The organism is Kitasatospora sp. NPDC093806, assembly GCF_040683335.1.
In the GTDB taxonomy this organism is placed as follows: domain Bacteria; phylum Actinomycetota; class Actinomycetes; order Streptomycetales; family Streptomycetaceae; genus Kitasatospora.
On record NZ_JBFBDO010000032.1, the window covers coordinates 1 to 26,153 of the forward strand.

The 26,153-nt window shown below is 73.9% G+C and carries 21 protein-coding genes; 5 read left to right on the top strand and 16 right to left on the bottom strand.

Features of this window, described 5'->3' with window-relative positions; translation table 11 throughout:
- Positions 1-71: 71 nt before the first annotated feature.
- The 8 genes from AB0N76_RS17695 to AB0N76_RS17730 form a co-directional block, all read right to left on the bottom strand.
- A complete protein-coding gene (locus AB0N76_RS17695; protein WP_363558063.1) occupies positions 72-950 on the bottom strand; it encodes an alpha/beta fold hydrolase in 879 nt (292 codons plus the stop codon).
- Positions 947-1,918 (bottom strand): VlmB-like protein, encoded by a 972-nt coding sequence (locus AB0N76_RS17700; RefSeq protein WP_363558065.1) that lies wholly within the window; start codon positions 1,916-1,918, stop codon positions 947-949. The genes AB0N76_RS17695 and AB0N76_RS17700 overlap by 4 nt, the downstream gene beginning before the upstream one ends.
- 28 nt (positions 1,919-1,946) lie before the next feature.
- The gene (locus AB0N76_RS17705; RefSeq protein WP_363558067.1) at positions 1,947-2,948 is read right to left on the bottom strand and encodes a DUF2156 domain-containing protein; all 1,002 of its coding nucleotides are present in this window, start codon (positions 2,946-2,948) and stop codon (positions 1,947-1,949) included.
- Positions 2,945-3,394: a hypothetical protein gene (locus tag AB0N76_RS17710; RefSeq protein WP_363558069.1), complete on the bottom strand. Its 450-nt coding sequence runs from the start codon at positions 3,392-3,394 to the stop codon at positions 2,945-2,947. The genes AB0N76_RS17705 and AB0N76_RS17710 overlap by 4 nt, the downstream gene beginning before the upstream one ends.
- Positions 3,394-3,852: an SRPBCC family protein gene (locus AB0N76_RS17715; RefSeq protein WP_363558071.1), complete on the bottom strand. Its 459-nt coding sequence runs from the start codon at positions 3,850-3,852 to the stop codon at positions 3,394-3,396. The genes AB0N76_RS17710 and AB0N76_RS17715 overlap by 1 nt, the downstream gene beginning before the upstream one ends.
- An 89-nt stretch (positions 3,853-3,941) precedes the next feature.
- The gene (locus AB0N76_RS17720) at positions 3,942-5,120 is read right to left on the bottom strand and encodes an aminotransferase class III-fold pyridoxal phosphate-dependent enzyme (protein WP_363558174.1); all 1,179 of its coding nucleotides are present in this window, start codon (positions 5,118-5,120) and stop codon (positions 3,942-3,944) included.
- 253 nt (positions 5,121-5,373) lie between these two features.
- Positions 5,374-6,513 carry an acyl-CoA dehydrogenase family protein gene (locus tag AB0N76_RS17725; protein WP_363558073.1) on the bottom strand — a complete coding sequence of 380 codons (1,140 nt, stop codon included), beginning with the start codon at positions 6,511-6,513 and terminating at the stop codon, positions 5,374-5,376.
- Positions 6,510-8,147 carry an aldehyde dehydrogenase family protein gene (locus tag AB0N76_RS17730; RefSeq protein WP_363558075.1) on the bottom strand — a complete coding sequence of 546 codons (1,638 nt, stop codon included), beginning with the start codon at positions 8,145-8,147 and terminating at the stop codon, positions 6,510-6,512. Before AB0N76_RS17730 ends, AB0N76_RS17725 begins: the two co-directional genes overlap by 4 nt.
- Before the next feature lie 297 nt (positions 8,148-8,444).
- Between AB0N76_RS17730 and AB0N76_RS17735 the strand changes: the two genes are divergently transcribed.
- Positions 8,445-8,930 carry an SRPBCC family protein gene (locus tag AB0N76_RS17735; RefSeq protein WP_363558077.1) on the top strand — a complete coding sequence of 162 codons (486 nt, stop codon included), beginning with the start codon at positions 8,445-8,447 and terminating at the stop codon, positions 8,928-8,930.
- A gap of 59 nt (positions 8,931-8,989) precedes the next feature.
- Here AB0N76_RS17735 and AB0N76_RS17740 read toward each other — a convergent pair whose 3' ends face one another.
- From AB0N76_RS17740 to AB0N76_RS17750, 3 genes are all read right to left on the bottom strand, one after another.
- Positions 8,990-9,607: a TetR/AcrR family transcriptional regulator gene (locus AB0N76_RS17740; RefSeq protein WP_363558079.1), complete on the bottom strand. Its 618-nt coding sequence runs from the start codon at positions 9,605-9,607 to the stop codon at positions 8,990-8,992.
- Between the two features lie 182 nt (positions 9,608-9,789).
- Positions 9,790-12,624 carry a beta-ketoacyl synthase N-terminal-like domain-containing protein gene (locus AB0N76_RS17745; protein ID WP_363558080.1) on the bottom strand — a complete coding sequence of 945 codons (2,835 nt, stop codon included), beginning with the start codon at positions 12,622-12,624 and terminating at the stop codon, positions 9,790-9,792.
- Positions 12,621-15,734: an amino acid adenylation domain-containing protein gene (locus AB0N76_RS17750; RefSeq protein WP_363558082.1), complete on the bottom strand. Its 3,114-nt coding sequence runs from the start codon at positions 15,732-15,734 to the stop codon at positions 12,621-12,623. The genes AB0N76_RS17745 and AB0N76_RS17750 overlap by 4 nt, the downstream gene beginning before the upstream one ends.
- 533 nt (positions 15,735-16,267) lie before the next feature.
- Between AB0N76_RS17750 and AB0N76_RS17755 the strand changes: the two genes are divergently transcribed.
- From AB0N76_RS17755 to AB0N76_RS17765, 3 genes are all read left to right on the top strand, one after another.
- Positions 16,268-17,392 carry a ParB N-terminal domain-containing protein gene (locus AB0N76_RS17755; protein ID WP_363558084.1) on the top strand — a complete coding sequence of 375 codons (1,125 nt, stop codon included), beginning with the start codon at positions 16,268-16,270 and terminating at the stop codon, positions 17,390-17,392.
- A 430-nt stretch (positions 17,393-17,822) separates the two neighbouring features.
- Entirely contained in the window at positions 17,823-18,866 is a 1,044-nt protein-coding gene (locus AB0N76_RS17760; RefSeq protein WP_363558086.1) for a ketoacyl-ACP synthase III, read from the top strand.
- Between the two features lie 2 nt (positions 18,867-18,868).
- Positions 18,869-19,870: a zinc-binding dehydrogenase gene (locus tag AB0N76_RS17765; RefSeq protein ID WP_363558088.1), complete on the top strand. Its 1,002-nt coding sequence runs from the start codon at positions 18,869-18,871 to the stop codon at positions 19,868-19,870.
- A 101-nt stretch (positions 19,871-19,971) separates the two neighbouring features.
- On the opposite strand, the gene AB0N76_RS17770 is transcribed toward AB0N76_RS17765, so the two are convergent.
- Positions 19,972-20,736, bottom strand: coding sequence for an SDR family NAD(P)-dependent oxidoreductase (locus AB0N76_RS17770; RefSeq protein WP_363558090.1), 765 nt, complete (start codon positions 20,734-20,736; stop codon positions 19,972-19,974).
- 144 nt (positions 20,737-20,880) lie between these two features.
- Here AB0N76_RS17770 and AB0N76_RS17775 point away from each other — a divergent pair, with 144 nt between their 5' ends.
- The gene (locus tag AB0N76_RS17775) at positions 20,881-21,678 is read left to right on the top strand and encodes an alpha/beta hydrolase (protein WP_363558092.1); all 798 of its coding nucleotides are present in this window, start codon (positions 20,881-20,883) and stop codon (positions 21,676-21,678) included.
- On the opposite strand, the gene AB0N76_RS17780 is transcribed toward AB0N76_RS17775, so the two are convergent.
- The 4 genes from AB0N76_RS17780 to AB0N76_RS17795 form a co-directional block, all read right to left on the bottom strand.
- Complete coding sequence (locus AB0N76_RS17780; protein ID WP_363558094.1) at positions 21,675-22,274, bottom strand: TetR family transcriptional regulator; 600 nt, start codon at positions 22,272-22,274, stop codon at positions 21,675-21,677. The two genes, AB0N76_RS17775 and AB0N76_RS17780, sit on opposite strands and share 4 nt — an antisense overlap.
- A gap of 60 nt (positions 22,275-22,334) precedes the next feature.
- On the bottom strand, positions 22,335-24,032 hold the full coding sequence (gene lysS / locus AB0N76_RS17785) for a lysine--tRNA ligase (protein WP_363558096.1): 1,698 nt from the start codon (positions 24,030-24,032) through the stop codon (positions 22,335-22,337).
- Between the two features lie 267 nt (positions 24,033-24,299).
- Complete coding sequence (locus AB0N76_RS17790; RefSeq protein ID WP_363558098.1) at positions 24,300-25,091, bottom strand: ABC transporter permease; 792 nt, start codon at positions 25,089-25,091, stop codon at positions 24,300-24,302.
- On the bottom strand, positions 25,088-26,080 hold the full coding sequence (locus AB0N76_RS17795; RefSeq protein WP_363558100.1) for an ATP-binding cassette domain-containing protein: 993 nt from the start codon (positions 26,078-26,080) through the stop codon (positions 25,088-25,090). The genes AB0N76_RS17790 and AB0N76_RS17795 overlap by 4 nt, the downstream gene beginning before the upstream one ends.
- Positions 26,081-26,153 lie beyond the last annotated feature (73 nt).

The following is a 26,153-nucleotide window of genomic DNA, read 5'->3' on the forward strand; positions in this document are numbered from 1 at the left end:
GGCGCGGGCCCGCGGTGGTGGGGGGGCCCGGTCCCCGTGGAACCGGGCCCGCCCCGACATGGGGTGCCCGCTCAGCGGAGGGCGTCGGCCCAGGCGCGGATCCGGTCCGCGATCGCGCCCGAGTCCCGGACCCAGCGGAAGTGGTCCGGCGGCCGGGCCGCGTCGGCGCCGTGGTGGTGCCGGGTCACCGGCGCGGCCGGCACCTTCGCGCAGAGCCGGTCCACCGCCGGGACGGGCGCCAGCCGGTCGCCGGCCATCGACACGGCCAGCACCGGCACGGTCGCCCCGGCGAGCAGCGCCTCGTAGTCCCGGTCGGCGCCGGCGGGCTCGAACCGGCCGGTGCGGCAGATCCGGGCCCAGTCGCGCAGCAGCACCGCCGACTGGCGCCCGGCGAAGCCCAGCCGGTCCCCGGGCCAGTACCCGACCGCCCCGGCGACGGCCGCCGTGAGGTGGGTGGCGGCGAGGACGCGCGGGCCGTGCAGGCCGGGGAAGCCGCGGTGGTCGACCGAGCCGGCCGCGACCAGCACCACCCCGTCGACCGCGCCCGGGTGGGCCGCCGCGTGCAACAGCGAGAGCTGGCCGCCGAGGCTGTGGCCGACCGAGTGGACCGGCAGCGTCCCGAACCGGTCCCGCACGGCGCGCAGCACGGCCGGCCAGTCGACGGTGGCGAGTTCGTGGTAGCCGTGCCGGGTGGCCCGGCCGGGCCGGGGCCGGCTGGCCCCCTGGCCGCGCAGGTCGACCGCGACCACGGCGAAGCCGGTGCGGGCCAGTTCGGCGGCGAACGCCCGGTAGTGGTCGGCCTTGACGCCGAGCGCGGGCCAGAGCACGGCCACCGCGTCCGGCGCCGTCCGCTCGGGCACGGTGACCGTCGCGGCCAGCGTGGCCGGCAGCCCGGGGACCGGGATCGCCAGCCGCTCCACCGCCGGGTCCTCCCGGCGGCCGGTGCTCACGCGGCGTCGCCCTCGGCGAGCAGCATGTACGCCAGCCGGGACTGCTGGGTCTCGTGCGACCAGAGCTCGGCGGCGGCCATCCGCTCCTGCGCGGTGGTGTCCAGCAGCAGCCGGTCCGGCCACACCTGGTACCCCTCGGCCAGTGCCGCGTGCTCGGCCAGGCCCTGCTGGAACAGCGTCTCCCGGCGCAGCAGCAGGTCCGCCATCGGCAGCCGCTGCCACAGCTCGTGGCCGCGCCCGAGCACGTCGAGCAGTCGCTGGCGCTGTCCGGGCTGCTCGGTCAGCAGCCGGCGGATCACCGCGCTGCCCACGGCGAGGTGGCGGATCTCGTCGACGTTGGCGGCCCGCTCGATCAGCGCGGCGGCCGGGTCGAAGCGGCGCCACTTGCGCTCGCTGAGCTCGGCGGCGGGCGCCAGCACGCCCTCCACCAGCACGGTGAGCACCAGCACGCCGCCGTGGAAGTCGCCGGTGTCGAGCACGCCGAGGCCGAACTTCTCCAGCGGGTCGAGCACGGCCGCGCCGTCCTCGGCGGCGTACTTCCTTACCGTGGCGGCGAGTTCGCCGGCCGGGACGCCGAGCCGCAGCAGGTGGTCGCGGAACGCGCGGGCGTGCCGGGCCTCGTCGATGAGCTGGGTGGAGAAGAACTCCAGGCAGGCCTCGTCGGGGGCGTGGAAGACCAGCTGGGTCAGCGCCCGGGTGGCCTTGGCCTCGGCGAGGTGGCGGAAGGCGAACTCGGTGACCAGGGCCTCGCGCAGCGGGCCGGGGGTCAGCACGGCGGCGGTCGGCTCGGGGTCGGGGATGGTGCCGTCCCGCAGCTGGCGCAGCATGCCGCCGGCGACGTGGTCGAACCAGTACGGCAGGTCGCAGCGCTCGGGGGTGAGTTCGAGGTCGCGGGCGCCTTCGAGGACGCCGGGGGCGGTCCGCAGGTCGACCTCCGCGGGGAGGTCCGGGGTGACGGCGGTGCTCATGCTCGCTCCAAAGGCAGTTGACGGACGGTCAGATGGCGCGGGTGGCCCGCATCAGGTTCCACACCGCGGGGAGGGAGGCGCCGCGCTCGAAGGCGGCGTACTCCGGTTCGATCACCTGCGGGTCCCACTTGAGCTTGAAGGCCTCCTGGCTGCGCGCCGGGTAGACCGCCCGGCCGTGCTCGGCGAGCAGCCGGACCACCCCGGCCAGGGTGCGGCCGGCCGACGGCGGCTGGTGCTCGGCGGCGAGGCCGGCGAACGGGGTGAGGCCCAGGTGGAGCCAGCCGGCGCCCTCGCGCCGGAACGCGGTGAGCGCGGTCAGGTTGATCAGCTCGACCGTGCCCACCGGGCTGTCGGGCCGCCGCCGGGTCAGGTCGTAGAGCCAGCCGGGGCGGCTGCCGTAGGCCGGCGAGTAGCTGATGTACCCGATGGTCCGGCCCTCGCGGCGGGCGACGAAGGTCCGCCGCAGGGGCGCGCCGGGGCCGCCGCGTTCGCCGATCAGGAACCGCAGCTCCTTGACGTGCCGCCCCTTGTCGCGCAGCCAGGCGGCGTCTATCGCGGACAGCTCCGGGTCCTGCTGCTCGCCGGGGAGGAGCTCGGTGACGGTGACGCCCTCCCGGCGGGCCCGGGCGGTGTTCTGCCGGATCTTGGCCAGCGGCTTGCCGCGGGTGGTGAACGCGGCCAGGTCGATCGCGTAGGTGCTGCCGATCTGGTTCACCGCGAAGCCCTGTCCCTCGTACAACGGGATGTCCTCGGAACGGAGTTGGGCGACGGTCAGCCGGGCCCGGACGGCCGCGCGGAACTCGGCGAGCAGCGCGGCCCGGTGCTCCGGCGGCGCGAACGGGCCGCCGAACTGGATGGCGTGCCGGCCGCGCACGGTGTAGGCGATCAGGCCCCGGTCCGGGCCGCCGTGGTGGTGCCGGGTGCCGGAGTTGAGGGCGAGGAAGCCGCTCGGGTGGTCGGCGTACCGGCGCAGCAGCTCGGCGGTGTCGGTCGCCGTCACCGGGACGCCGGAGGCCGGGGCGGCGGTCACACCCGCTCCTTGGCCAGTTCCGCGGCGAAGCCGACGAACTCCGGGAGCGGCGCGGGCTCGAACGGCACGCTGAACGGCTTCAGGAAGTTGCCGAGCAGCCCGCGGTCCCCGCACAGGTGGAGCGGGATGGCGAGCAGCGCCCACTCCGGCTCGACCAGCCACGCCCACAGCGCGGCCACCGCCCCGGCGGTGAGGGCGCTGTGCATGGTGTTGTAGAGCACGTAGTACGCCCGGTGGATCCGCCGGCCCTTGGCGCGGTGGTGGGCGAGGGCGCCGGGCAGGTAGCCGATCAGGTCGATGTAGCCGAACAGCGCGAGGGCGGGCAGCCAGCGCACCTCGTCGAAGTGGTAGATCAGCAGGCCGGCGCAGATCGCCAGGCCGACCAGGTACTCGGCGCGGGCCAGGCGGTAGGTGGTCGGCGTCTCGAAGCGGTTGGCGGCGTCCATCAGGCCTCCGCGCGCGGCTGCCCGGCGGCGGCGCCGAGCAGGCCGTCCAGGATGCCGAGGATGTTCTCCCGCAGCACCCGTTCGGCGACCGGGTCGATGATGCCGGCCAGGCTCGGCAGGCCGAAGTCGAACTCGGCGGTGAAGGAGACCGCGCAGCCCGCGCCGTCCGCCTTCACCTGCCAGTGGCCGGTGAAGGTGTCGAAGTCGCCGGTGGTCTGCTCGAAGAAGATCGTCCGCCGCTCCGCGTCGAAGGTGTCGGCCTCCGACCAGCTCAGCACGCCGTTGCGGAAGTCCACCTCCCAGTCGCTGTGCAGCGGTCCGGTGCGCGGCCCGGGGTGGACGGTCACCCGCCGGACGGCCGCGACGAGCGCGGGGTAGCGGGCGAAGTCGCCGATCCGGGCGTACGCCTCGTCCGGTGCCACGTGGTCGTAGCGGACCTCCAAGTCCACTGTGCGCATGGGTCGTTACCTTCAGCTTTCACGAGGGTGGGTGGTTCCCGAAGGACGGGCGGTGGTGCAGGCGGGCGGTACCTCAGGCGGGCGGTACCTCAGGCGGACGGTGCCGGGAGCCGGCGGCCGAGCGCGCGGGCGGCGGCCGTGACGGCGACCTCCAGCCGTTCCAGCTCGGACTCCCGCAGCACGGCCGGCGGGGTGAACCGGGCCACGGCGTGGGCGTTCAGCGAGTGGTTCACCACCACGCCCCGGTCGAGCAGTTCGAGGATGAACTCGCCGACCAGGCCCGCGTCGTGGAACTCCACGCCGATCAGCAGGCCGCGGCCGCGGACCTCGGCGACCAGGTGCGGGCAGTGCTCGTCGAGCACCGCGGTCAGCACCGCCAGCAGCCGTTCGCCGAGCACCCGCGAGCGCTCGACCAGGCCCTCCTCCTCGATCACCTCGATCGCGGCCCGGGCGGCGGCCATCGCGATCGGCGCGGCGGAGAAGGTCGAGGTGTGCAGGAACGGGTCGCGGTCGAAGGCGGTGAACGCGGCCGGGCTGGCGATCGCCGCCGCGACCGGGACGACGCCGCCGCTGAGCGCCTTGCCGACCAGCAGCACGTCGGGCACGACCTGCTCGCGGTCGGCGCCCCAGAGCGTGCCGAGCCGCCCGAGGCCGGTCATCACCTCGTCCAGGATCAGGAAGGCGCCGGTGCGCCGGCACAGCTGCTCGACCTGCTTGAGGTAGCCGTCCGGCGGGATCACCACCCCGGCCTCGCCCTGCACCGGTTCGAGGATGACGCAGGCGTCGGAGGCGTCCGGGCCGAGCGCGGCGGCGAGCGCGTCGAGGTCGCCGTACGGGACGTGCACGGTGTCCGGCAGCAGCGGCCGGAACGGGTCCTGGTAGAGCGGCTTGCCGGTGACCGAGAGGGCGCCCAGGGTCTTGCCGTGGAAGCCGTTCGCCATCGCCACCAGCCGCCGGTGGCCGCGGCTGCGGGCCAGCTTGAGGCCGGTCTCCACGGCCTCGGCCCCGGAGCCGCAGAAGTGCACCCGGTCCAGGCCGGGCGGGGCCACCCGGGCCAGCGCGGCGGCGGCGTGCGCGGCGGCGGGGTCGAGCAGCAGCCGGGTGGAGAGCGGATGGGTGCGCAGCTGGTGCTCGACGGCGGCGACCACCCGCGGGTGCCGGGCGCCGGTCAGGAAGACGCCGTAGCCGCCGCAGTTGAGGTACTCGCGGCCGTCCGAGGTGCGCAGCAGCGCACCCTCCGAGGAGGCCTCGACCTGGCCGCCGAACATCTCGCCGAGCTTGCCGCGGCCCCGGCTGAGGTGGGCGCGGTAGAGCGCGGCGACGGCGGCCGGGTCGTGCGGGCCGTCCTCGGCCGGCGTCTTCGTTTCGAGAGCCTGGGTTTCGAGAGCCTGGGTTTCGAGCGCCTGGGTTTCGAGCGCCTGGGTCACGGCCCGGGTCCTTCCTGGGGTCACGGGGGCAGCGCGGCGCGCCCGGCCGCACCGACGGGGGCGGGTCCGGCCGGGCGCGCGCGCCGTTCGGGGGTCAGGACAGCAGCAGCGGCTGTCCCGCGTGGTGGTCGATCAGCGCCTGGGCGCTGCTCGACCGGGACGGCGGGTGGAAGGCCAGCGCCCGGCTCGCCGCGAGCAGGTAGCCGACCTCCGAGGAGGAGATGTAGGCCATCCCGCCGAGGAGTTCGGCCGCCCGGTCGGCGGCGTCCACCAGCAGGTCCTGGGCGGCGTAGCGGGCGGAGAGCACGGCGGCCAGTTCGTCGCCGCCGACCTCGCCGGACGCGGCGGCCCGGGCCTGGTTCTCGACCACGGCGACGGCGGCCTCCAGCCGGGTGGCCAGCGCGGCCCGGTCGGTGACGCTGCCCCGGCCCTCGGCCAGCGCGCGTTCCACCAGGCGGACCACCGCGCCGGTGTAGGCCGAGGTCACCAGCAGCTCGAACCAGACGAAGCCGACGGTCTGCAGGGTGTCGAGGCCGCCGCCCAGCTCCTGGCCGGGCTTGAGCATCAGCTCGCCCGCGACCTCGACGTCCGCCAGCCGGACCTCGTCGCTCTCGGCCCCGGCCAGGAAGCGGCTGGCCCAGAACGGGTGCCGGGTGATGCCCGGCGCGCCGGCCGGGATCAGCGCGACGCCGAGCTCGGTGCCGCCGTCCGGCAGCGGGATCGCGACGCTGGCGGTGAGCAGGTCCATCGAGTGGGCCAGGCTGCACGGCTTCTTGGCGCCCGTCACCCGGTAGCCGTCGCCGACCTGGCGGGCCGTCATGGTGGCGGCCAGGATGCCCTGTCCGGCGCGGCCCTCGGCGAAGCCGGAGGCGACCAGCAGGCGGTCCCGGGCGATGCCCTCGATCAGCAGCCACTCCAGGCCGGTGGCGTCGGCCGAGCCGAGCAGCGCGACCAGGCTGGCCACCGAGAAGTTGTGCATGGTCGCGGCCACCGCGAGCGAGGGCGAGACCGCGCCGATCGCCCGGGTCACCCGGACCGCCTCCAGCGCGGTGGCGCCGCCGCCGCCGTACTGGGCGGGCACCAGCAGGCCGGGGCCGCCGGCCCGGCGGAAGGCGGCCAGGCCGGGGCCGCCGGGCGACTCCAGGGTCTCCAGCGGGACCTCGGCCAGCTCCTCGCGCAGCCCGGGCAGGAACGCGTCGCAGGCCGCGCGGGCCTGCTCCATCGAGCGAATCACGCGGCCGCCCCCTTCGGCTTCGCCTTCATCGCCTCGACCACCTCGGCCGCCGCCTCGAAGGCCGCCGTCCGGGGCTGGACGCCCTCGGCGGCCACGCTGACGCCCTGCAGCCGCGAGGTGCGCAGGATCGGGAAGTTGGCCTCGCCGCCGGGGCCGCCGGTCAGGCCGTTGCCGCCGTGGGTGGGCAGCAGCGGCAGGAAGCCGATGTGCGAGTCGTTGACCTTGAGCAGGCCGCCGTTGGTGACGCCGCCGACGAAGCGGTCGATCACCTCCGGGTCGCCGGCCCACAGCGAGTTGCGCAGTCCGTACGCGTTGGCGTTGGTGAACTCGATGACGGCGTCGAGCAGTTCGTCGTCCGGGGCGTCCTCGGGGATCACCACCGGCAGCAGCGGGAAGAAGGTCTCGTGCCGGACGGCGTCCAGGTCGGCGGCCGCCTTCAGCCCGTCCACCCGGATCACGGTGGGCTCCAGGAAGAGGCCGATCTCGTCCGGCTCGCCGTTCACGTCGACCCGGCGGCCGCCGCAGACCAGCTGCGCGCCGCCGGCCAGCGCCTGCTCCAGGATCGCGAAGTAGGAGTCGGCGCGGAGCACCGGCGAGAGCAGCACGCCCTCGTCCTCGGGGAAGCCGGGGCGGATCCCGGCAGCCTTGGCCTGCAGCTTCTCGATCAGCCGGTCCGCGATCCGCGGGTGGACGACCGCGCGGTTGGGCACCATGCAGATCTGGCCGGAGCCGTAGAACGACTCGGCGAGCATCTCGGCCGCCCGGTCGAGGTCGGCGTCGTGCCAGACCACGGCGGTGTCGTTGCCGGCGAGCTCCAGGACCGGCTTCTTGCCGCGCGCCACGCACTCGGCGCCGAACGCGACGCCCTTCTCGCTGCCGCCGAAGAACATGATGTCGTCGACCAGCGGGCTGTCCAGCCAGTGGCCCAGGGTCTGCCGGGCGTCGGCGCAGACCGCGTTCAGCACGCCGGCGGGCGCGCCGACCCGCTCCAGCGCGGGCACCACCAGCCGGTGCACCGCGTGCAGCACGCCGAGCGGCGCGCTCACCGGCGCCCGGACGACCAGGGCGTTGCCGGCCGCGAGGGCCCAGACGCCGAGCATCGAGTTGGCGACCGAGGCGTTCTGCGGCGGGTTGAGGCAGACCACGCCGTCGGCGACCCGCCGGATGGTCATCCGCCGGGGCCCGATGACGGCCTGGTGCTCCATCTGGCCGCGGACCCAGTCCCGGGTCTCCGGGCCGGTGTTGGCCAGCCAGCCGGTCAGCTCCCAGCGGGCCAGGGTCCGCGGGTGCCCCTCGGCGACCATCAGGTCGACGATCTCCTCGAAGTGCTCCAGGACCAGCGAGCGGAACTCCTCGACCATCCGCAGCCGGGCCTCCAGCGGGAAGGCCCGCCACTCGCGGGCGGCCGCCGAGGCGGCGGCCAGCGCGGCGTCGAGGTCGTGCCCGTCGGCCAGCGAGCAGCGCCCCACCACCTGCTCGGGCGCGTCGGCCGGGGCGATCCGCCCCTTCTCCAGGCCGCGCTTGAGCGCCAGCGAACCGAAGAAGTCGCGCACCATCGCGGAGGACCGCAGGGTGTACACCCAGGCGTCGCCGGGGCGGTCCTGCCCCGCGACGTAGGAACCGTAACTCAGCATCGCGTCCATCCTGTTCTTGATCGGCTTCTTGATCGGCTCCGGCCGCGCACGGGGCTGCGCCGGGCGGCGTGGACTCCCCCACGCGGTGGACCGGCGGAGTTCTGGGTCAGTCGTGGGGCCGCGGTCTCGCTCGGGAACCGGGCTGCTGCGGGAGCCCGGCCGCTGCGGGAGCACCGCGCCTTCGGATCGTGAGGCCGACTCTCCTTCAGAACGATCCGTCTCGTCCTACGGTAGAGTCTGGCCGTCCCCCCGTCAACAAGTCAGAGTGTCAACAAGCCACAGCACACGGAGGTTTGCATGAACCGACAGTGGTCGGTCGAGGAGAGCCTGCTGATCGGGGCCGGCCCGGAAGCGGTCTACCGGGCGGTCAGCGACGTCCGGCGGATGGGCGAGTGGAGCCCCGAGTGCAAGGTGGTCCTGGCCCGGCGCGGCCCGCTGCGCACCGGCTCCCCGTTCATCGGGTTCAACCGGCGCGGCGTGGCGGTGTGGTTCACCGCCTGTCGGGTCACCCGGGCCGAGGCGGGGCGGGAGTTCGCCTTCCGGGTGAACATCTTCGGCCTGCCGGTGGCGCGCTGGGGCTACCGCTTCGAGCCGGCCGAGGGCGGCGGCACGACCGTCACCGAGTACTGGCAGGACCTGCGGGAGGGGCGCGGCGCCCGGCTCACCGAGCTGCTCGGCCTGGTCTTCACCGCGACCCGCCCGGTGGACCGCGCGCGGATCAACCGCATCGGCATGCGGACCACCCTCGGGCGCCTCAAGCAGGCGGTCGAGCAGGGGAGTTGAGAAGCAGCGCGACCGGGTGCGCCGTCCAGGACGGCGCACCCGGTCGCGTCGGCGGCCCGTCAGGCGGCGGGAAGGCGGTGCGGCGAGACCAGCGTGGTGTCCACCAGCCGCTCGACGTCCGCCGCGGAGAGCGTCTCGCCGAAGAACAGGCAGCGGAACAGCATCACGCCCGCCCAACTGTCCAGCACCAGCGAGACATCGGTGTCCGCGGGCAGGTCGCCGCGCTCGATCGCCCGCTCCAGGCACTGGGTGGAACGGCTCTTGCGCTCGCCGATCAGCCGGTCGCGCAGGTCGTGCTCGGAGCCCTCGCCCTCGGCGGTGTCGGCGATCAGGCCGGGCAGCGCGGCCCGGACCTCGCGCAGGTTGAACAGCGCCGCCAGGGTGTTGGCCGCGGCGAGCATCTCCGCCCGGCTGTCGCCCAGGTCCGCCGTGGGCACCTCGGGGAAGGTGTTGCGCAGCGCCTCCAGCACCAGGGCCGGCTTGTTCGGCCAGGTGCGGTAGATGGTCGCCTTGCCGACCCCCGCGTTGGCCGCCACTCCCCCGATGGTCAGCTTGGCGTAGCCCTGGGTGACGAGCATCTGGTGCGTCACCGACAGGATGCGCCGGCGGGCTTCCAGGTCCCGCATGGTCGCCCCGGACGCACCGTCCACCCGTGTCAGCGTGCGCTTGGTACCCATGCTTAATCCCCTGGTGTCGAAAGTGACTCGCGGTGTGCCGGACGTGCTCGGCATCAGAAAGGAACGAGTCGGACCGTTCTATCATGCCTGGTCCACGGCGGGCCACACCGCCGGTCCGGACGGCGGGGCGCGCACGGTCGCCGCGCGCGCCCCGCCGTCACCAGGTCAGGCCGGGTGCAACCTCAGGCTCCGTGCCCGTCCAGCACCGTCCGGAACGCGGCGGCCAGCCGCGGCACCAGCTCCAGGTCGGTGAACATGGTGTAGTGGTTGCCCGGCACCGGGACGACCTCCATCGCCCCGTCCACGTGCGCCCGCCAGTGGTCCTTGCTCAGCAGCTTGATCCGCAGCAGGGCGACCTCCTCCTCCGGGTGCGCCACCTGGGCGTCGAAGACCACCACGTTGCCGGTGACCTTGCCGTCCGGGTAGTAGCCCTTGAGGGCCTCGTGGTTGCGGCGCCAGATCCGGACGAACCGCAGGAACTCCTCCTCGCTGGAGGCCAGCCAGTCCGGCCGGGTCTTCAGCACCTCGGCGGCCTCCGCCATGCTGCGCGGCGGCGCGGCCGAGCGGTCGATCCCGGCGTCCGGCATCACCGAGGCGATCATCTGCGGCAGCGCGACCAGGAACTCCTCCTCGGTCAGCGACTCGCCGACGTACGCCGCCGGCGGGTGCGCGTCGAACAGGTACAGCCCGGAGACCTCCTGGCCGGCCCGCTGCAGCTGCAGCGCGACCTCGAAGGCCAGGTTGCCGCCGAAGGAGTAGCCCGCGAGCCGGTACGGCCCCTCCGGCTGCACGGTCCGCATCTGCTCGATGTACAGCGCGGCCAGCTGCCGGATGGTGACCGGGCCGTCGCCGAGCTCGCGCGGGTAGGCGAACGCGGTCAGCGGGCCGGCGAACTCCAGGTGCTCGGCGAGCCGGAAGTAGCAGAAGTTGGTGCCGCCCGCCGGGTAGATCAGGAACAGGTGCGGGCCCTCGCCCTCGCGCACCCGGACCATCGCGGACCGGTCGGCGGTGCCGCCGACCAGCTCGGCGAGGTGCGCGGCGATCGCGCGCGGGGTGCGCCGGTCCGCGAACACCTCGAAGTCCAGCTCCACCCGGTGCCGTTCGCGCAGCATGCTGGCCGCCTCGACCGCGGCCAGCGAGTCGCCGCCCAGGTCGAGGAAGTCGTCGTCCGGGCCCATCCCGTCCTCGCCCAGCAGCTTCCGCAGGACGTCGAGGACGTCCGCGAGCACCTGCTCCCCGTCGGCCTCCGCACTGGCCGGGGCCGGGGCCGGGACCTGAGCCGGTGCCGGGGCCTCGGCCGCGCGGCGCACCGGCTCGATCCAGTGGCTGCGCGGCTCCAGCGGGTAGCCCGGCAGGGTGGTCTTCACCGCCGCCGAGAGGTCGCCGAGCGCCGCCTCGGCGAGCTCCCCGCCGCCGACGAAGTCCCAGGCCGCCGGGTGGTCGCCGGCCCGCACCCCGCGGGTGAGGAAGGCGTCCAGCCCGGCGCGGGCCTCCTCCGGGGTGGCCGCGACGACCGCGAGCCGCTCGGTCCAGTGGGTGCGCCCGGTGCCGAGCGTGAGCGCGAGGTCGTCCAGCCGCGGGTGCGCCTCGTCGAGGTGCCGGCGCAGCCGCTCGGCCTGCCGGAACAGCGCCTCCGGGCTCTGCGCGGACAGCGGCAGCAGGTACCGCCCGCCGGCCGGCACCGGGCCGCGCTCCGGCGCGAGGTGGCGGCCCAGCACGCAGTGCCCGTTGGTGCCGCCGAGCCCGAAGGAGCTGACCGCGGCGGCCGTGATCGGCTCGGCCGGCACGTGCTTGTCGGTGTGCACCACGTAGCGCGAACGGTCCAGCGGGATGTGCGGGTTGGCCGCGGTGAAGTTGATCTGCGGCGGCACCGTCTGGTGGTGCAGCACCAGCGCGGTCTTGATCAGGCCGACGATGCCGGCGGCCGCGTCCAGGTGCCCGAGGTTGGCCTTGACGCTGCCCAGCGCGCACTCGCGGGAGCTGTTGTGCGCCTGGGTCAGGGCGCGGATCTCGATCGGGTCGCCGAGCGCGGTGCCGGTGCCGTGCGCCTCGACGTAGCCGATCTCGTCGGCGGCGGTGCCGGCCGCGGCGAGCGCGGCGCTGACCGCCCGGGCCTGGCCGCGGATGCCCGGTGCGGTGAAGCCGATCTTGTCCGAGCCGTCGTTGGTGACGGCGCTGCCGCGCACCACCGCGTAGATCCGGTCCCGGTCGGCGAGCGCGTCGGCGAGCCGCTTGAGCACGACCACGCCGGCGCCGTTGCCGCGCACGGTCCCGCCCGCGGCCTGGTCGAACGGCCGGCAGTGGCCGTCCGGCGAGGCGATGCCGCCCTCCTTGTGCAGGTAGCCGGTGTGCTGCGGGACGGTGATGCTCACCCCGCCGGCCAGCGCCACGTCGCACTCGCCGCCGCGCAGCGCGGCCGCGGCCTGGTGCAGCGCCACCAGCGAGCTGGAGCAGGCGGACTGGACGGTCTGGCTGGGCCCGGTCAGGCCCAGCTTGTAGGAGACCCGGGTGGCCAGGAAGTCCTTGTCGTTGCCGATCAGCACGGGGTAGCTGAGCTCGGTGCCGTCGCCGGCCTCCTCGCTGCGCAGGATGTTGTGCAGCAGGTAGGTGCTCAGGCTGGACGAGGCGAACACGCCGACCGCCCCGCCGCCCGCGCGCGCCACCACGCCGGCGTCCTCCAGCGCGTGCCAGCAGGTCTCCAGGAAGATCCGGTGCTGCGGGTCGGTGACCCGCGCCTCCTGCGGGGTGAAGCCGAAGAAGCCCGCGTCGAACCGGTCGACGTCCTCCAGCGGCACGCCCCGGGCCACGAAGTCCGGGTGGGCGCGCTGCCGCTCGTCGACGCCGGCCGCGGCCAGCTCCTCCTCGGTGAACTCGCGCACGGCGCTGACGCCGTCCACCAGGTTCTGCCAGAACGCGTCCAGGGTGCGCGCACCGGGCAGGCGCACCGCCATGCCGACGATGGCCACGGGCTCCGCGGAATGGGTGGCGGTCATGTCGTTGCTTCGCTCCTTGGTCATGCCGCACCACCGGCGGCGATATTCAACAGCTCGACGTGGGCGGCGAGTTCGCGCACGGTCGTGTACTCGAAGAGGTCGATCATCTCCAGGCCCGGCACGTCCCGGCCGAGCCGGCGGTGCACCTGGATCACCTGCACCGAACTGCCGCCGATGTCGAAGAAGCGGTCGTCGGCGGTGAACTCGGAGAAGCCGAGCACCTCCCGCCAGACCTGGGCGACCAGGGTGGTCGCGGCGGTCGCCGCGCCGTCCGTCTCGGCGAGCGAGAGCCGGGTGTCCGGCTCGGTCTCCGCGCCGGGCCAGGGCAGCGCGGCCGTGTCCACCTTGCCGTTGATGGTGAGCGGCAGAACAGCCATCGGGACGTAGCGCGAGGGCAGCATGTAGCCGGGCAGCAGCGGACTCATCGCCGCCCGCAGCCCGCCGTCGGTCAGTTCCGGGGAGCGGACGACGAAGGCGACCAGCTGCGGCTCGGCGGCCCGCTCGTCCAGCACGACGGCGCAGTCGGTGACGCCCGGGACCGCGCGCAGGGCGGTCTCGACCTCGCCCAGCTCGATCCGGTAGCCGCGCAGCTGGACCTGCTGGTCCATCCGGCCCAGGTAGACCAGGTTGCCGTCGGCGAGCACCCGGCCCAGGTCGCCGGAGCGGTAGAACCGGCCCGGCTCGCCGGGGAGTTCGACGAACCGCTCGGCGGTGAGGTCCGGACGGCCGAGGTAGCCGAGGGACACCCCGGCGCCGGACACCAGGATCTCGCCGGGCACCCCGACCGGCACCGGCGCGAGGTTGTGGTCGACCACCCGGACCGCGAGGTCGGCGAGCGGCCGGCCGATGACGCTCGGGCGGCGCTCGGCGACGTCCTCGGGCGTCACCCGGTAGTGGGTCACGTGCACCGTGGTCTCGGTGATGCCGTACATGTTGACCAGCTCGGCCTGCTCGCCGAACAGCTCGAACCAGCGGGTCAGGCTGTCGAAGCGCAGCGCCTCGCCGCCGAAGACCACGTAGCGGACCTTGATCCGGTCGACGTGGCGCCCGTCGAGCGCCTGGCTGAGCCGGCGGAACGCGGACGGCGTCTGGTTGAGCACGGTGACGCCGGTGTCGGCGAGGAAGTCGGCGAACCGGTCGGGCGACTTGCGCACGGCCTCCGCGGGGATCACCAGGCGGCCGCCGTAGAGCAGCGCGCCGTACATCTCCCACACCGCGAAGTCGAAGGCGTAGGAGTGGAAGAGGCACCAGGTGTCCTCGGCGGTGAAGCGGAAGTCCCGGTCGGCGGCGTGGAACAGCCGCAGCACGTTGGCGTGGGTGACCTGGACGCCCTTCGGCTTGCCGGTGGAGCCGGAGGTGAAGATCACGTAGGCCGGCCGCTCCCGCAGGTCCTCCACCTCCCTGACCGCTGTGGCTTCGTCCGACGCCTCGGCGGCCCGCAGCAGTTCGTCCAGCGGGAGGCGGGCGGCGTCGTCGAGGTCGGCGAACACGCCCGGTCCGGTGATCAGCGGCAGCTCGGCGAACTGGCCGACGATGTGCCGCACCCGGGCCGGCGGCGCCGCCGGGTCGAGCGGGACGTAGGTCTTGCCGGCCTTGAGCACGCCGAGCAGGACGGCGATCAGGTCGCAGCCGCGCTCCATCGCGACGGCCACGTGGGCGCCCGGCACCGTCGCGCGCAGCCGGTGGGCGATCCGGTCGGCCCGCTCGTCCAGCTCGCGGTAGCTCAGCCGCTCGGCGCCGTACTCGACCGCGGTCCGGTCCGGGTGCTCCGCGGCCCGCTGCTCGAAGACGGCCTGGAGCGAGGGCGCGGTCGGGAACGAGGCCCCGCGGTTGACCAGCGCGTCGATGGCCCGGGCCCGGTCGGCCGAGACGCCGCCCACCGCGGCGAGGTCGACGTCCCGGCCGAGCGCGACCGACCGCAGCAGGGTCAGCAGGGTGGCCCGCGGGTCGGCGTCCGCCAGGGCGTCGGTGTGCGCGAGGTGGTAGCCGTAGCCGGCCTCGCCCAGGTCCTCGACCCGGGCGACCAGCGGGAACACCAGGTCGTTGCGGTGCAGTTCGACGCTCTCGGCCGTCCAGTCGGCGATCCGGAAGGCGAGCTGCTCGCGGTAGTAGGTGAAGGAGCTGCTGGGGGTGTGCCGGCCGGCCTGGCAGGCGGGCAGCACCTCGGGGGCGTGCGCCGTCAGGTCGAAGTCCTCGTACCGGATCATCGAGGCCATCCGGCCTTCGAGGTCCCGGCACAGCTCGCCGAAGGTGGCGTAGGCGTCGAGGTCCACGGCGAGCGGCAGGGTGTTGACGAAGTAGCCGAACGCGTCGCGCTGGCGCTCGTCCTTGCGGCGGTTGCCCAGCGGGATCGCGGTGGTGACGGTGCGGCTCGCGCCAAGGGTCCCCAGCAGCAGCATGTGCACGCCGAGGAAGAAGCTGAACGTGCGCACCCCGAGCTCGGCCACGGTCTTGTCGATCGCCCCGTTCAACTCCGCGTCGAGCGGCAGCCAGTGGTGCGAACCCGCCAGGATCCCCTGCTCGTCGCGGTCGGCTTCGAGCTCCTCCAGGGCGAGCGAGGAGAGCCCGCCCAGCATCGAGCGGAAGAACTCCGGCGCGGCCGGGTCCTGGACGGTGGCGTCGGGGAAGTCCAGCGGGCTGAGCTCGGCGCCCACCGGCCGGGCGGACGGGTCCCGGTAGAGGCGCTCGATCTCCCGGCCGACGTTGTAGAAGCCGAAGGCGTCGCAGATCAGGTGCGACATCCGGATGGTCAGGAAGGTCGCCTGGTCGTCCTCGACCAGCGCGTACTCGTACAGCGGCCAGCGGTCGGCGGGGATCCGCCGGCGGAGCAGCGCCGACAGCCGCTCCCGGAGGTGCTCGGTGGCGTCGCCCGGGTGCCGGGTCAGGGCGACCCGGTAGCGGAGGTCCGGGTCGTGCACCGCCTTGACCTCGCCGTCCCGCTCGGTGAACACGGTGTTGAACGCGACGTTGGCGTTGACGAACGCCTCGACCGCCGAGCGCAGCCGCTCGACGTCGATGTCACCGGTCATCCGGAACGCGAATGCCAGATCGTACGAGGTGTCCCGGGGGTGCACTTTTCCGTGCAGATACAGCTTTCGCTGGGCGGCTGTGAGATCGCGTACCGTCTCGGGCACTTACTTCATCCCCCATGTGTGACTCACTGATTGCCTCGGATACCCGAGTACCGGTGCCGGAGATCTGCCATGAGAGGTTTTTACGAAATCCTGATGACGCGGCGAATTATTGCTCGCAGTATGGATATCGTGACTCTCCGTAGAGGCCTTTCCGGACTTGTCGCCGCCGCTCCCCTACTCGTTGGTAGCGAGAACATGCAGGCCAGGCTGGGTACTTGCGGGCGGCGCGTCAATCCAGAACGGATCGACTCGACCTACAGTAGGTGGCACTTGAGCCTTCGTCAAGGAACCTTCAGCTCCGGCCGGGGGTGCTCGAATACGCCGATTCAGGTCCGTCCATTGAATTCTGACACTTCCTCGGACTTTACCCTCGGACCTTCTTGCAACGGTGCGCCCGCTGACTACCATTGAGCCGGTCGCGCCAGTCGCAAGGGGGAATGGTGAACATCGAGCAGGAATCCGTCACAGCTTTCCGCGGAGGGGGGAACGGGCCGGCGGAGCCGAACGGAGGGGGCCGCCCCCGGCTCTCCGCCGTGGAACTCGTCCCGGTGGGCGCCCTGCTGCCGGCGCTGCCCGCCGACTCGCCGCGCAGCGCCGGCGAGGACCTCCGCCACACCCAGTTGCTCGCCCAGTCCGGGGCGGTGCTGCCGCCGATCATCGTGCACCGGCCCTCGATGCGCGTGGTCGACGGCACCCACCGGCTGCGCGCGGCGATCGCCCGCGGCGAGGAGCTGATCCGGGCGCGCTTCTTCGACGGGCCCCGGCGGGACGCCTTCCTGCTCGCCGTCCGCGAGAACACCGCCCACGGCCTGCCGCTCTCGCTGGCCGACCGCGCGGCCGCCGCCACCCGCATCATCCGCTCGCACGGCCACTGGTCGGACCGGGCGATCGCCGAGACGGCCGGCCTGTCCGCCTCCACGGTGCGGGAGATCCGCCGGGCCACCCTCGACACGGCCGAGCAGCCGGCCGTCCGGCTGGGCCGGGACGGCCGGACCCGCCCGCTGAACAGCTCCCAAGGGCGCGTCCTCGCAGGTCGGTTGATGGCCGAGATGCCGACCGCCTCGCTGCGGCAGATCGCCCGGCTGGCCGGCATCTCCCCCGGCACGGTCCGCGACGTCCGGGCCCGGCTCGGGCGCGGCGAGGACCCGGTGCCCGCGGCGCTCCGCAGAACCGGCGAACCGGAGGGCGGCGCCGGGATCCGGCCGGCCGCGCCGGCTGTGCAGGTGCGGCCCGCCGTTCACGCGCGGCCCGCCGTGCAAGTGCCGTCCACTGTGCACGTTCCGCCGACCGTGCACGTGGCACCGACCGCGCAGGCACCGCGGGCCGCACAAGAGCCACCGGCCGTGCAAGTGCCCGAGGCCGCACTGGTGCGGCCGACCGCCCAGGTCCCGGCGCAGCGTCCGACCCCCGGCGCCGCCGAGGCCGCCCACGACCACTCCGCGCTGCTCGCCCTGCTGGCGAAGGACCCGTCGCTCAAGTACGCGGAGCACGGCCGGCTCCTGCTGCGCCTGCTCAGCGCCCACGCGTTACCCCCGCAGCACTGGCGGGAGCTGATCGACGTCGTCCCGGGCCACTCCCTCCGGCTGGTCAGCCAGGCCGCCCGGGCCTGCGCCGAGACCTGGGAGCAGTTCGCCGACGGCCTCGAACGGAAGGCCTGACGCACCGTCACATCACCCTGGCGTAGGGCCGACCCGCGTGCAACCGCACCGGAACGCGCGGTTGCACGCCCGGCGGTTGCACGGCTCAGCGGTCGCCGGTGTACGGAATGCGGTGCGGCGGCTATCGTCGTCCATGCCTTCACCGCACCGCGGGTCAGCGGGGTCCAGCCCCGCTCGACGACCCGGTCCGGGAGGCTCGTTCGGCGCCCTGGGCAGTTCCCGGTCCTCCGGGTCGTGGGTGATCCCCCTGCCTGCCGGACGCCAGTGCATCGCTGCCGGCGGGTCCGCACCCCTTCCGACAGCCGTGCCTCGTGGGACGAAGCCCGCCAAGGAGACCGTCGTCAACAGCGACGTCCCCCGGGCACGCCGCGGCCACCCTTCGCGGCGCTCCCGTCCCCGGCCCTCAACCCACCGAAACGGGGAACCTGACATGAACGTTCTGGAATCCACGACACCGGCCCCCGCCCGGACCGGCCTGACCCACCCGGTCGGCATCCTCGGCACCGGCCTCTACGTGCCCCCCACCGTGGTCACCAACGAGGACCTCACCCGCACCCTCGACACCTCCGACGAGTGGATCACCTCCCGCACCGGCATCAAGGAGCGGCGCTTCCTCGAAGAGGGCCGCGTGACCTCGGACATGGGCATCGAGGCCGGCCGCCAGGCGCTCGCCCGGGCGGGCGTCGACGCGTCCGAGGTGGACGCCATCGTGGTCACCACGTTCACCCCCGACCAGCCGCTGCCGTCCATGGCGATGATCATCCGGGAGGCGCTCGGCGCCCACCGGGCGATGCCGCTCGACCTCACCCAGGCGGCCTGCGCCGGCGGCGTCTACGCCCTGCTCACCGCCGCCCACCTGCTCCAGAACACCCAGTACCGCTACGTCCTCGTCATCGGCGCCGACGCCGGCTCGCGCGGCACCGACCCGCAGGAGCGCACCACCCGGGTCTTCCTCGGCGACGCGGCCGGCGCCGCCCTGCTCGGTCGCACCCCGGCCGGCTTCGGCCTGCTCGGCTGGGACACCGACGGCGAGCTCTCCTACGAGGTGGAGATCACCGCCGGCGGCTCGCGGCTGCCGCACAGCCCGGAGACCGTCGAGGCCCGCTCGCAGTACCTCAAGATGAACGGCAAGGCCGTGTGGAACATGGCCACCGAGAAGCTCCCGGAGAGCATCCGCAACACCGCCCGCAACGCCGGGGTCGAGCTGGACGACGTCCAGCACGTGCTGCTGCACCAGGCCAACCTCAACATCATCAACGCGGCCGCGGAGGCCCTCGGCGTCCCCTCCGACCGGGTGCCGACCACCGTCCAGCGGTTCGGCAACACCGCCGCGGCCAGCGTGCTCACCGTGCTGCACGAGACCGTCGAGAACCGGGTGCGGCACGGCGACCTGCTGATCCTGTCGGCGATCGGCGCCGGCTTCATCTGGGGCTCGGCCTGCTTCCGGCACTTCGACCCGCTCGGCGAGGTGTGACCGTGCTCGCGGTGGTCGCCAAGAGCGCGGACCCGGCCGACCCGCTGGCCGGTCTGTACGTCGGCGACTGGCCGACACCCCCGACCGGCGGTGGCCTCGACGGAATCGACGGCGGCGACGACTGGACCACCGTCACCGTCCGCGCCGCCGCGCTGAACCAGCACGACCTGTGGACACTGCGCGGCGTCGGCCCCGGCGCCCGGCGGATGCCGGTCGTGCTGGGCTCCGACGCGGCCGGCGTCGACAAGGACGGCAACGAGGTCATCATCCACCCAGTCATCGGCGACCCCGCCGCCGGCCACGGGGACGAGACCCTCGACCCGGGCCGCACCCTGCTCGGCGACGAGCACGACGGCACCCTCGCCGAACGGGTCGCGGTACCGCGCCGCAACCTGGTGCCCAAGCCGGCCGGCCTCTCGTTCGAGCAGGCCTCCTGCCTGCCCGGCGCCTGGCTGACCGCCTACCGGATGCTCTTCGCGCGCTCCGGCGCCCGGCCCGGGGACACGGTCCTGGTCCAGGGCGCCGGCGGCGGGGTGTCGACCGCCCTGATCGCCCTCGGCTCGGCCGCCGGCTACCGGATCTGGGTGACCGGACGCAGCGCCGAGCGCCGCGAACGGGCGCTGCGACTCGGCGCCGAGGCCGTCTTCCCGAGCGGGGCCCGGCTGCCCGAGCGGGTCGACGCGGTGATGGAGACGGTCGGCGAGGCCACCTGGGCCCACTCGCTGCGCAGCGTGCGACCCGGCGGGCGGGTGGTGGTCAGCGGCGCGACCACCGGGGCGATGCCGCCCGCCGACCTGGCGCACGTCTTCTTCCGGCAGCTGACGATCGTCGGCTCCACCCTCGGCACCCGCGACGAGCTCCTCGAACTCGCCGCGTTCTGCACCGCACACCGGCTGGCCCCGGTGGTCGACCGGGTGCTGCCGCTGAGCCGGGCGCGGGAGGGGTTCCAGGCGCTGCTGGACGGCTCGGTGTTCGGCAAGGTCGTCCTCACCCCGCCGTCGTGACCGATCCCCGCCCCGATGTCATGGGCGACCAGCCCGCGACACACCTGTGGAGCCGTGCCCGGAAGGATTCCTCCGGGCACGGCTCCACGGGTGTTCGGTGTTCAGCGCGGGCCCATCCGCATGGCGCCGTCCAGCCGGATCGTCTCGCCGTTGAGCATGGGGTTCGCCACCACGTGCAGTGCCAGCGAAGCGAACTCGTCCGGGTCGCCCAGCCGCGCCGGGTGCGGGGCCTGGGCGCCGACCGAGGACTTCGCCTCCTCGGACAGGTCGCTGAGCATCGGGGTGTCGAACACCCCCGGCGCGATGGTGACCACCCGGATCTTCAGCGGCGCCAGGTCCCGCGCCACCGGCAGGGTCAGCCCCACCACTCCGCTCTTGCCCGCCGCGTACCCGGCCTGACCCACCTGTCCGTCGAAGGCCGCGATCGAGGAGGTGTTGACGATGACACCGCGCTCCCCGTCCACCTCCTCGGTCCGGGCGATGCGCTCGGCCGCGAGCCGGATCACATTGAAAGCGCCCACCAGATTCACCGCGACGATCCGCTCGAACTCCGCGAGCGGATAGGGCCGGCCGTTCCTCCCGACGGTTCGCACCGCATTCGTCGCGCCCGCGCAATTCACCGCCACCCGCAGCGGGCCGAGTCCGTCGGCGACGTCCAGCGCCTCCGTCAGCTCCGCCTCGCTGGTGATGTCGGCGGCCACGAAGACCGCCCGGTCCCCCAGTTCGCGCGCCGCCTGCGGCCCCCGCCCACCGGCCCGACCGGTGATGACGACCCTGGCCCCGGCCCCGACCAGCCGCCGGGCCGTGGCCAGCCCCAGCCCCGAGGTCCCCCCGGTGACCAGGGCCACTCCGTCCGCGATCCGCATACCGGCGCTCCCTCCCGTGAATTTCCGAACATTCCGCATATGACGTGTCATCAATTCGTGAATGATAAAGGCGAATCCCGGAGAAGTCCCTTTGCACACGGGTGTGCACGGGGGCGGCCCGCGCCACCGAAAGAAAGGTGTCCCATGTTCCGCCAGACCAAGGAGCCCGGCCTCTGGACCGCCGGCCCCGACGACGGTCACCCGCTCGTCCTCGTCCACGGCATCCGGCTGTCCGCCCACATGTGGCGCCCGGTCGCCACCCGCCTGACCGCCACCAGCGGGCCGTACCGGATCACCGCCTGCGACCTTCCGGGCCACGGCGCCCTGGACGACCGCCCGTTCACCCTCGACGGCGCGGTCGAGCAGGTCGCGGCCGCCGTGGACGAGGCGACCCGCGCCACCGGCCGGCGCCCCGTCGTCGCCGGCAGCTCGCTCGGCGGCGTCACCACCCTTGCCTACGGCGCCTCCCACCGGCAGGGCGCCGCGGGCCTGTTCGTCCACGGCGCCACGCTCCGCACCGACGGCCCGCTGCTCCTCCCGCACCGGGCCGCCGCCGCGCTCCAGCGCCGGCTCGGCCCCCGGTTGGCCGACCGGCTGGACGACCGCGCCCTACGCCGCCAGCTCCCCGAGGAGAGTTACCTGGCGGCCACGGCCGGCGGCCTCTCCCGACACGGCTTCGACGAGGCCATCGCGGCCATCGCCCGCGCCGACACGCTGTCCCTGACCGCCCGGGTCCGCATCCCGGTCATCCTCGCCAACGGACTCGACGACCCGCTGTTCCGGATCCAGGAGCGGCGCTTCCTGGACGGCCTGCGCGACGCCGGCACCCCGGCCCGCCTGGTCCACGTCCCCGGCCCGCACCTGCTGCCGCTCACCGACCCGGCGACCTTCGCCCGCGTCCTCGACCGCGCCCACACCGAACTCGCGGCCATGGCGGGCTAGGACGGCCCGCCCCGGGTGCCCGCGATGTACACGGTGATGTCGGCGATGTTCCGCGCCGCGACCGGCACCGGCAGGGCGGGCGCCACGATGTGACTGATCGTCAGCCGGACGGCGGCGTCCACCAGGAGCCGCCGCCGCTCCGGCTCCACCTGCGGCCAGGCCTGCTCCACGTACGCGGCGATCAGGGTGTACGCGCTGTCGAAGACCGCCTCGGACCGCGTCGTGAGGTGGGTGAGCAGCGCGCGGTCCCCACCGTCGACGCTGCCCACCGCCCGCTTCAGCAGCGGGTTCTCGGCGGCGAACCGCAGCGCGAACCCCGCCCCCACCCGGGTGCTCTCCCCCAAGTCGTCCGGGTGCTTGCTCAGCTCGTCGACGATGCCCGCCAGGAACCGCTCGGCCTCCCGCGCGATCAGCTCCTCCCCCACCGCGTCCAGCGACGGGAAGTGCTCGTGCACCACCGCCCGGCTGACGTCGGCGGCCTTGGCGATGTGTGTCATCCGGAGCCTGGCCCACCCTTGGTCGACCACCAGGTCGTAGGCGGCGTCGAGCAGCCGATTGCGCAGCGGCGAGCGGACGATCTCATGCACGTGATTCATAACGCCCTCACGCTATGGCATCACCCCCGGCCCCCACGACTCCCGCCCGATCGGTGAGACTCAGCCGTCCAACAGCGCGCGGACCCGGTCCGCGCCCATCGCCAGCAGCAGGGTGGGCAGTCGGGGCCCGGTGTCGCGGCCGACCAGCAGCCGGTAGAGCAGGGCGAAGAAGGTCCGCTGGGCGACCTTCAGCTCGGGCGTCGCCTTGGTGTCGGCCGGGAGGCCGGCCCGCAGCTTGGGCACCGCGTAGACCCAGTGCGCGAGCCCGTCCAGCGACCAGTGCTCGTCCAGCCCGTCCAGCAGGAGCTTCAGCGACTCCCGCTCGCCCGCGTCGAGCCCGCCGAGCAGTTCCCGGTCCGGCTCGGTCCGCGGCCGGGTGCGCTGCTCGGCCGGGACGTGGTGCTCGACCCAGTGCTGGGCGCGGTCCAGCCGCGGCCGGAGCTCCTCCAGCGAGCCGAGCGGGTGCTCCGGGTCCACCTCGCCGAGGATCCGCAGGGTCTGCGCCGGGTCGCCGGCGGTGACGTCGGCGACGGAGGCGAGCATCCGGTAGGACAGCGGGCGCGTGGTGCGCGGCAGTTCACGCCCGGCGGTGCGCACGGCCCGGTCGTGCGCGAGGCGGTCGGCGGCGCCCGCCGTGCCGTCCCCGATCTTCCGCTCCAGCGCGTCCCACTCGTCGTAGAGCCGCTGGATCTCCTGGTCGAAGGCGACCGTGAAGGACTGCTGCGGCCTGCGGCGCGCGTACAGCCAGCGCAGCAGCGGCTCCTCCATGATCCGCAGCGCGTCGACGGCGGTCGGCACCCCGCCCTTGGAGCTCGACATCTTCGCCATGCCGCTGATCCCGACGAAGGCGTACATCGGGCCGATCGGCTGCCGGCCGCCGAAGATCTCCCGGACCAGCCGCCCGCCGACGACGAACGAGGAGCCCGGGGACTGGTGGTCCACGCCCGACGGCTCGAAGACCACGCCCTCGTACGCCCAGCGCATCGGCCAGTCGACCTTCCAGACCAGCTTGCCCCGGTCGTGCTCGGCGAGCCGGACCGTCTCGCGGTGCCCGCAGGCGCAGGTGTAGTCGAGCGCGGTGGACTCGTCGTCGTAGCCGGTGACGGTGGTGAGGTCGCGCTCGCAGGCCGAGCAGTAGGGCTTGTAGGGGAAGTAGCCGGTGTCCGTCGTACCGTCCTCCTCCGCCGCCGCGCCCGACCCTTCCTCCGTCACCGCGGCGCCCGGCCCGCCCTGGGGCCCCGGCCGGTCCTTGGTGCGGAACCCGTCGAGGACGGCGTCGATGCGCCGGCGCTCGCGCATGGCGAGCAGGATCTGCTCGCGGTACGCGCCCGAGCGGTACTGCTCGGTCTGGCTGACGGCGTGGTACTCGACGCCGAGCCGGTCGAGCGCCTCGGCCATCGGCGCCTTGAAGTGCTCGGCCCAGTTGGGGTGCGCGCTGCCGGGCGGCGCCGGCACGGAGGTCAGCGGCTTGCCGATGTGCTCCGCCCAGGACGCGTCGATGCCGGCCGGCACCTTGCGGAAGCGGTCGTAGTCGTCCCACGAGAGCAGGTGCACGCACTCGACGCCGCGGCGCCGGATCTCGTCGGCCACCAGGTGCGGGGTCATCACCTCCCGCAGGTTCCCGAGGTGGACCGGCCCCGAGGGGCTCAGCCCCGAGGCGACCACCACCGGCTTGCCGGGGGCGCGGCGTTCCGACTCGGCGATGACCTCGTCCGCGAATCGCGAGACCCAGTCGGCTTCAGGGGTGTCGGCAGCCATGGTCGGTAGGTCCTTTCCTCGGGCGAGGCCCGCTTCGGTGCGTATCCGATGCTGTCAGACGATCACTCCAGGTCGAAGCGGATTTTCGCCGTCGTGGACGGCTTCCGGGGCACGGTGCTCGCGGCGTCCTTGCGGCGCTCCCACAGCGGCCGTGTTCCTCTCCGTCCGCGACACCGGGCGCGGCGCGCCCCGACCCGACCCGACCCGATGGCCGGAACGCACCGCCCTCCCCGCCCGCCTCCCGTTCCCCCGCCACTTCCTCTCCCATTACTTCGGATCGCGGTTGAACACCGCCTTCGACCAGCGGTAGCCGAGCACCGTGAGGGCCAGGCACCAGGCCACCGCGAGCCAGCCGTTGTGCCCGATCCCGCTGCCGAGCAGCAGACCGCGCAGCGTCTCGATGGCCGGCGTGAAGGGCTGGTACTCGGCGATCGGCTGGAACCAGCCCGGCATCGCGTGGACCGGGACGAAGGCGCTGGAGATCAGCGGCAGGACGATCAGCGGCAGCGCGTTGTTGCTGGCCGCCTCCGCGTTCGGACTGACCATGCCCATCCCGACCGCGATCCAGGTGAGCGCCAGCGCGACCAGCGCCATCAGCCCGAAGGCGGCCAGCCACTCCAGCGCGGTGGCGTCGGTGGAGCGGAAGCCGATGGCCACGGCGACCGCGCCGACCAGGACCACGCTGGCGACCGACTGCAGCACGCTGCCGATGACATGCCCGATGAGCACGCTCCCCCGGTGGATCGCCATCGTGCGGAAGCGGGCGATGATGCCCTCGGTCATGTCGTTGGAGACGGACACCGCCGTCCCGACCACGGTGCCGCCGATGGTCATCATCAGGATGCCCGGCACCAGGTAGGCAAGGTACGCGGAGCGGTCGGCCCCGGCGCCGCCCAGGCCCGCGCTCATCACGTCGCCGAAGATGTAGACGAAGAGCAGCAGCAGGACGACCGGCGTCAGCAGCAGGTTCAGGGTGAGGGACGGGTAGCGGCGCGCGTGCAGCAGGTTGCGGCGCAGCATCGTGGCCGAGTCGCGCACGGCGAGGGCGAGCGAGCTCATCGGACGGTCTCCTTCGACTGGTCGGTGCCGCCGGTGAGGGCGAAGAACACGTCGTCGAGGTCGGGGGTGTGGACGGTCAGCTCGTCCGCCTCGACGCCGGCCGCGTCCAGCCGGTCGAGGATCGCGCGCAGGTCGCGCTGGCTGCCGTCGCTGGGGAGTTGCAGCGCGAGCGCCTCGTCGTCCCGGGCCACCCCGGACAGTGCGGCGGCGGACAGCGCGGCGGCGGCGCTCCGGTAGGCGGACGGGTCGGCGAAGCGGAGCCGGACGTGTCCGCCGGGGATCAGCCGCTTGAGCTCTTCGGCGGTGCCCTCGGCGACGATCCTGCCGTCGTGGAGCACGGCTATCCGGTCGGCGAGTTCGTCGGCCTCCTCCAGGTACTGGGTGGTGAGGAAGACGGTGGCGCCGTCGGCGACGAGCTCGCGGATGATCTGCCACATGCCGTGCCGGCTGCGCGGGTCGAGGCCGGTGGTCGGCTCGTCGAGGAAGATGATCCGCGGGCTGCCGACCAGGGTCATGGCGATGTCGAGGCGGCGCTTCATGCCGCCGGAGTAGCCGGACGCGGGCCTGCGGGCCGCCTCCATCAGGTCGAAGCGCCGCAGCAGTTCGGCGGCCACTCGCCGGCCCTCCCGCCTGGGCAGGTGGTGCAGGTCCGCCATGAGGAGCATGTTCTCCTCGCCGGTGATCAGCCCGTCGACGGCGGAGAACTGTCCGGTGACGCCGATCGCGGCGCGCACCCCGTCCGGCGCCTTGGCCAGGTCGTGGCCCGCCACCTGGGCCTGCCCGCCGTCGGCGGTGATCAGGGTGGAGAGGATCTTCACGGCGGTGGTCTTGCCCGCGCCGTTGGGCCCGAGCAGGGCGAACACCGAGCCGGCCGGGATGCGCAGATCGATGCCGTCGAGGACCGTCTTGTCCCCGTACGACTTGCGCAGACCGACGGCGGAGACGGCGACCGGCACGGCGTGGCCGTCGACCCGCCTGGGCGTGGGCATGACAGATGAAGGCATGGAACCCTCCCGTTCGACGAAGGCAGAAGTGGTGACGGGGACGACCGACGGCTCGCGT

Excerpts from the sequence above, each read along its gene's own strand:
- AB0N76_RS17775 (WP_363558092.1), top strand. The coding sequence starts at position 20,881 with ATGTTCCGCCAGACCAAGGAGCCCGGCCTCTGGACCGCCGGCCCCGAC.
- AB0N76_RS17710 (WP_363558069.1), bottom strand. The coding sequence starts at position 3,394 with ATGGACGCCGCCAACCGCTTCGAGACGCCGACCACCTACCGCCTGGCC.
- AB0N76_RS17745 (WP_363558080.1), bottom strand. The coding sequence starts at position 12,624 with ATGACCAAGGAGCGAAGCAACGACATGACCGCCACCCATTCCGCGGAG.
- AB0N76_RS17720 (WP_363558174.1), bottom strand. The coding sequence starts at position 5,120 with ATGTTCGGCGGCCAGGTCGAGGCCTCCTCGGAGGGTGCGCTGCTGCGC.
- AB0N76_RS17715 (WP_363558071.1), bottom strand. The coding sequence starts at position 3,852 with ATGCGCACAGTGGACTTGGAGGTCCGCTACGACCACGTGGCACCGGAC.
- AB0N76_RS17740 (WP_363558079.1), bottom strand. The coding sequence starts at position 9,607 with ATGGGTACCAAGCGCACGCTGACACGGGTGGACGGTGCGTCCGGGGCG.
- AB0N76_RS17795 (WP_363558100.1), bottom strand. The coding sequence starts at position 26,080 with ATGCCCACGCCCAGGCGGGTCGACGGCCACGCCGTGCCGGTCGCCGTC.
- AB0N76_RS17760 (WP_363558086.1), top strand. The coding sequence starts at position 17,823 with ATGAACGTTCTGGAATCCACGACACCGGCCCCCGCCCGGACCGGCCTG.
- AB0N76_RS17735 (WP_363558077.1), top strand. The coding sequence starts at position 8,445 with ATGAACCGACAGTGGTCGGTCGAGGAGAGCCTGCTGATCGGGGCCGGC.
- AB0N76_RS17790 (WP_363558098.1), bottom strand. The coding sequence starts at position 25,091 with ATGAGCTCGCTCGCCCTCGCCGTGCGCGACTCGGCCACGATGCTGCGC.
- AB0N76_RS17770 (WP_363558090.1), bottom strand. The coding sequence starts at position 20,736 with ATGCGGATCGCGGACGGAGTGGCCCTGGTCACCGGGGGGACCTCGGGG.
- AB0N76_RS17700 (WP_363558065.1), bottom strand. The coding sequence starts at position 1,918 with ATGAGCACCGCCGTCACCCCGGACCTCCCCGCGGAGGTCGACCTGCGG.
- AB0N76_RS17780 (WP_363558094.1), bottom strand. The coding sequence starts at position 22,274 with ATGAATCACGTGCATGAGATCGTCCGCTCGCCGCTGCGCAATCGGCTG.
- AB0N76_RS17730 (WP_363558075.1), bottom strand. The coding sequence starts at position 8,147 with ATGCTGAGTTACGGTTCCTACGTCGCGGGGCAGGACCGCCCCGGCGAC.
- lysS (WP_363558096.1), bottom strand. The coding sequence starts at position 24,032 with ATGGCTGCCGACACCCCTGAAGCCGACTGGGTCTCGCGATTCGCGGAC.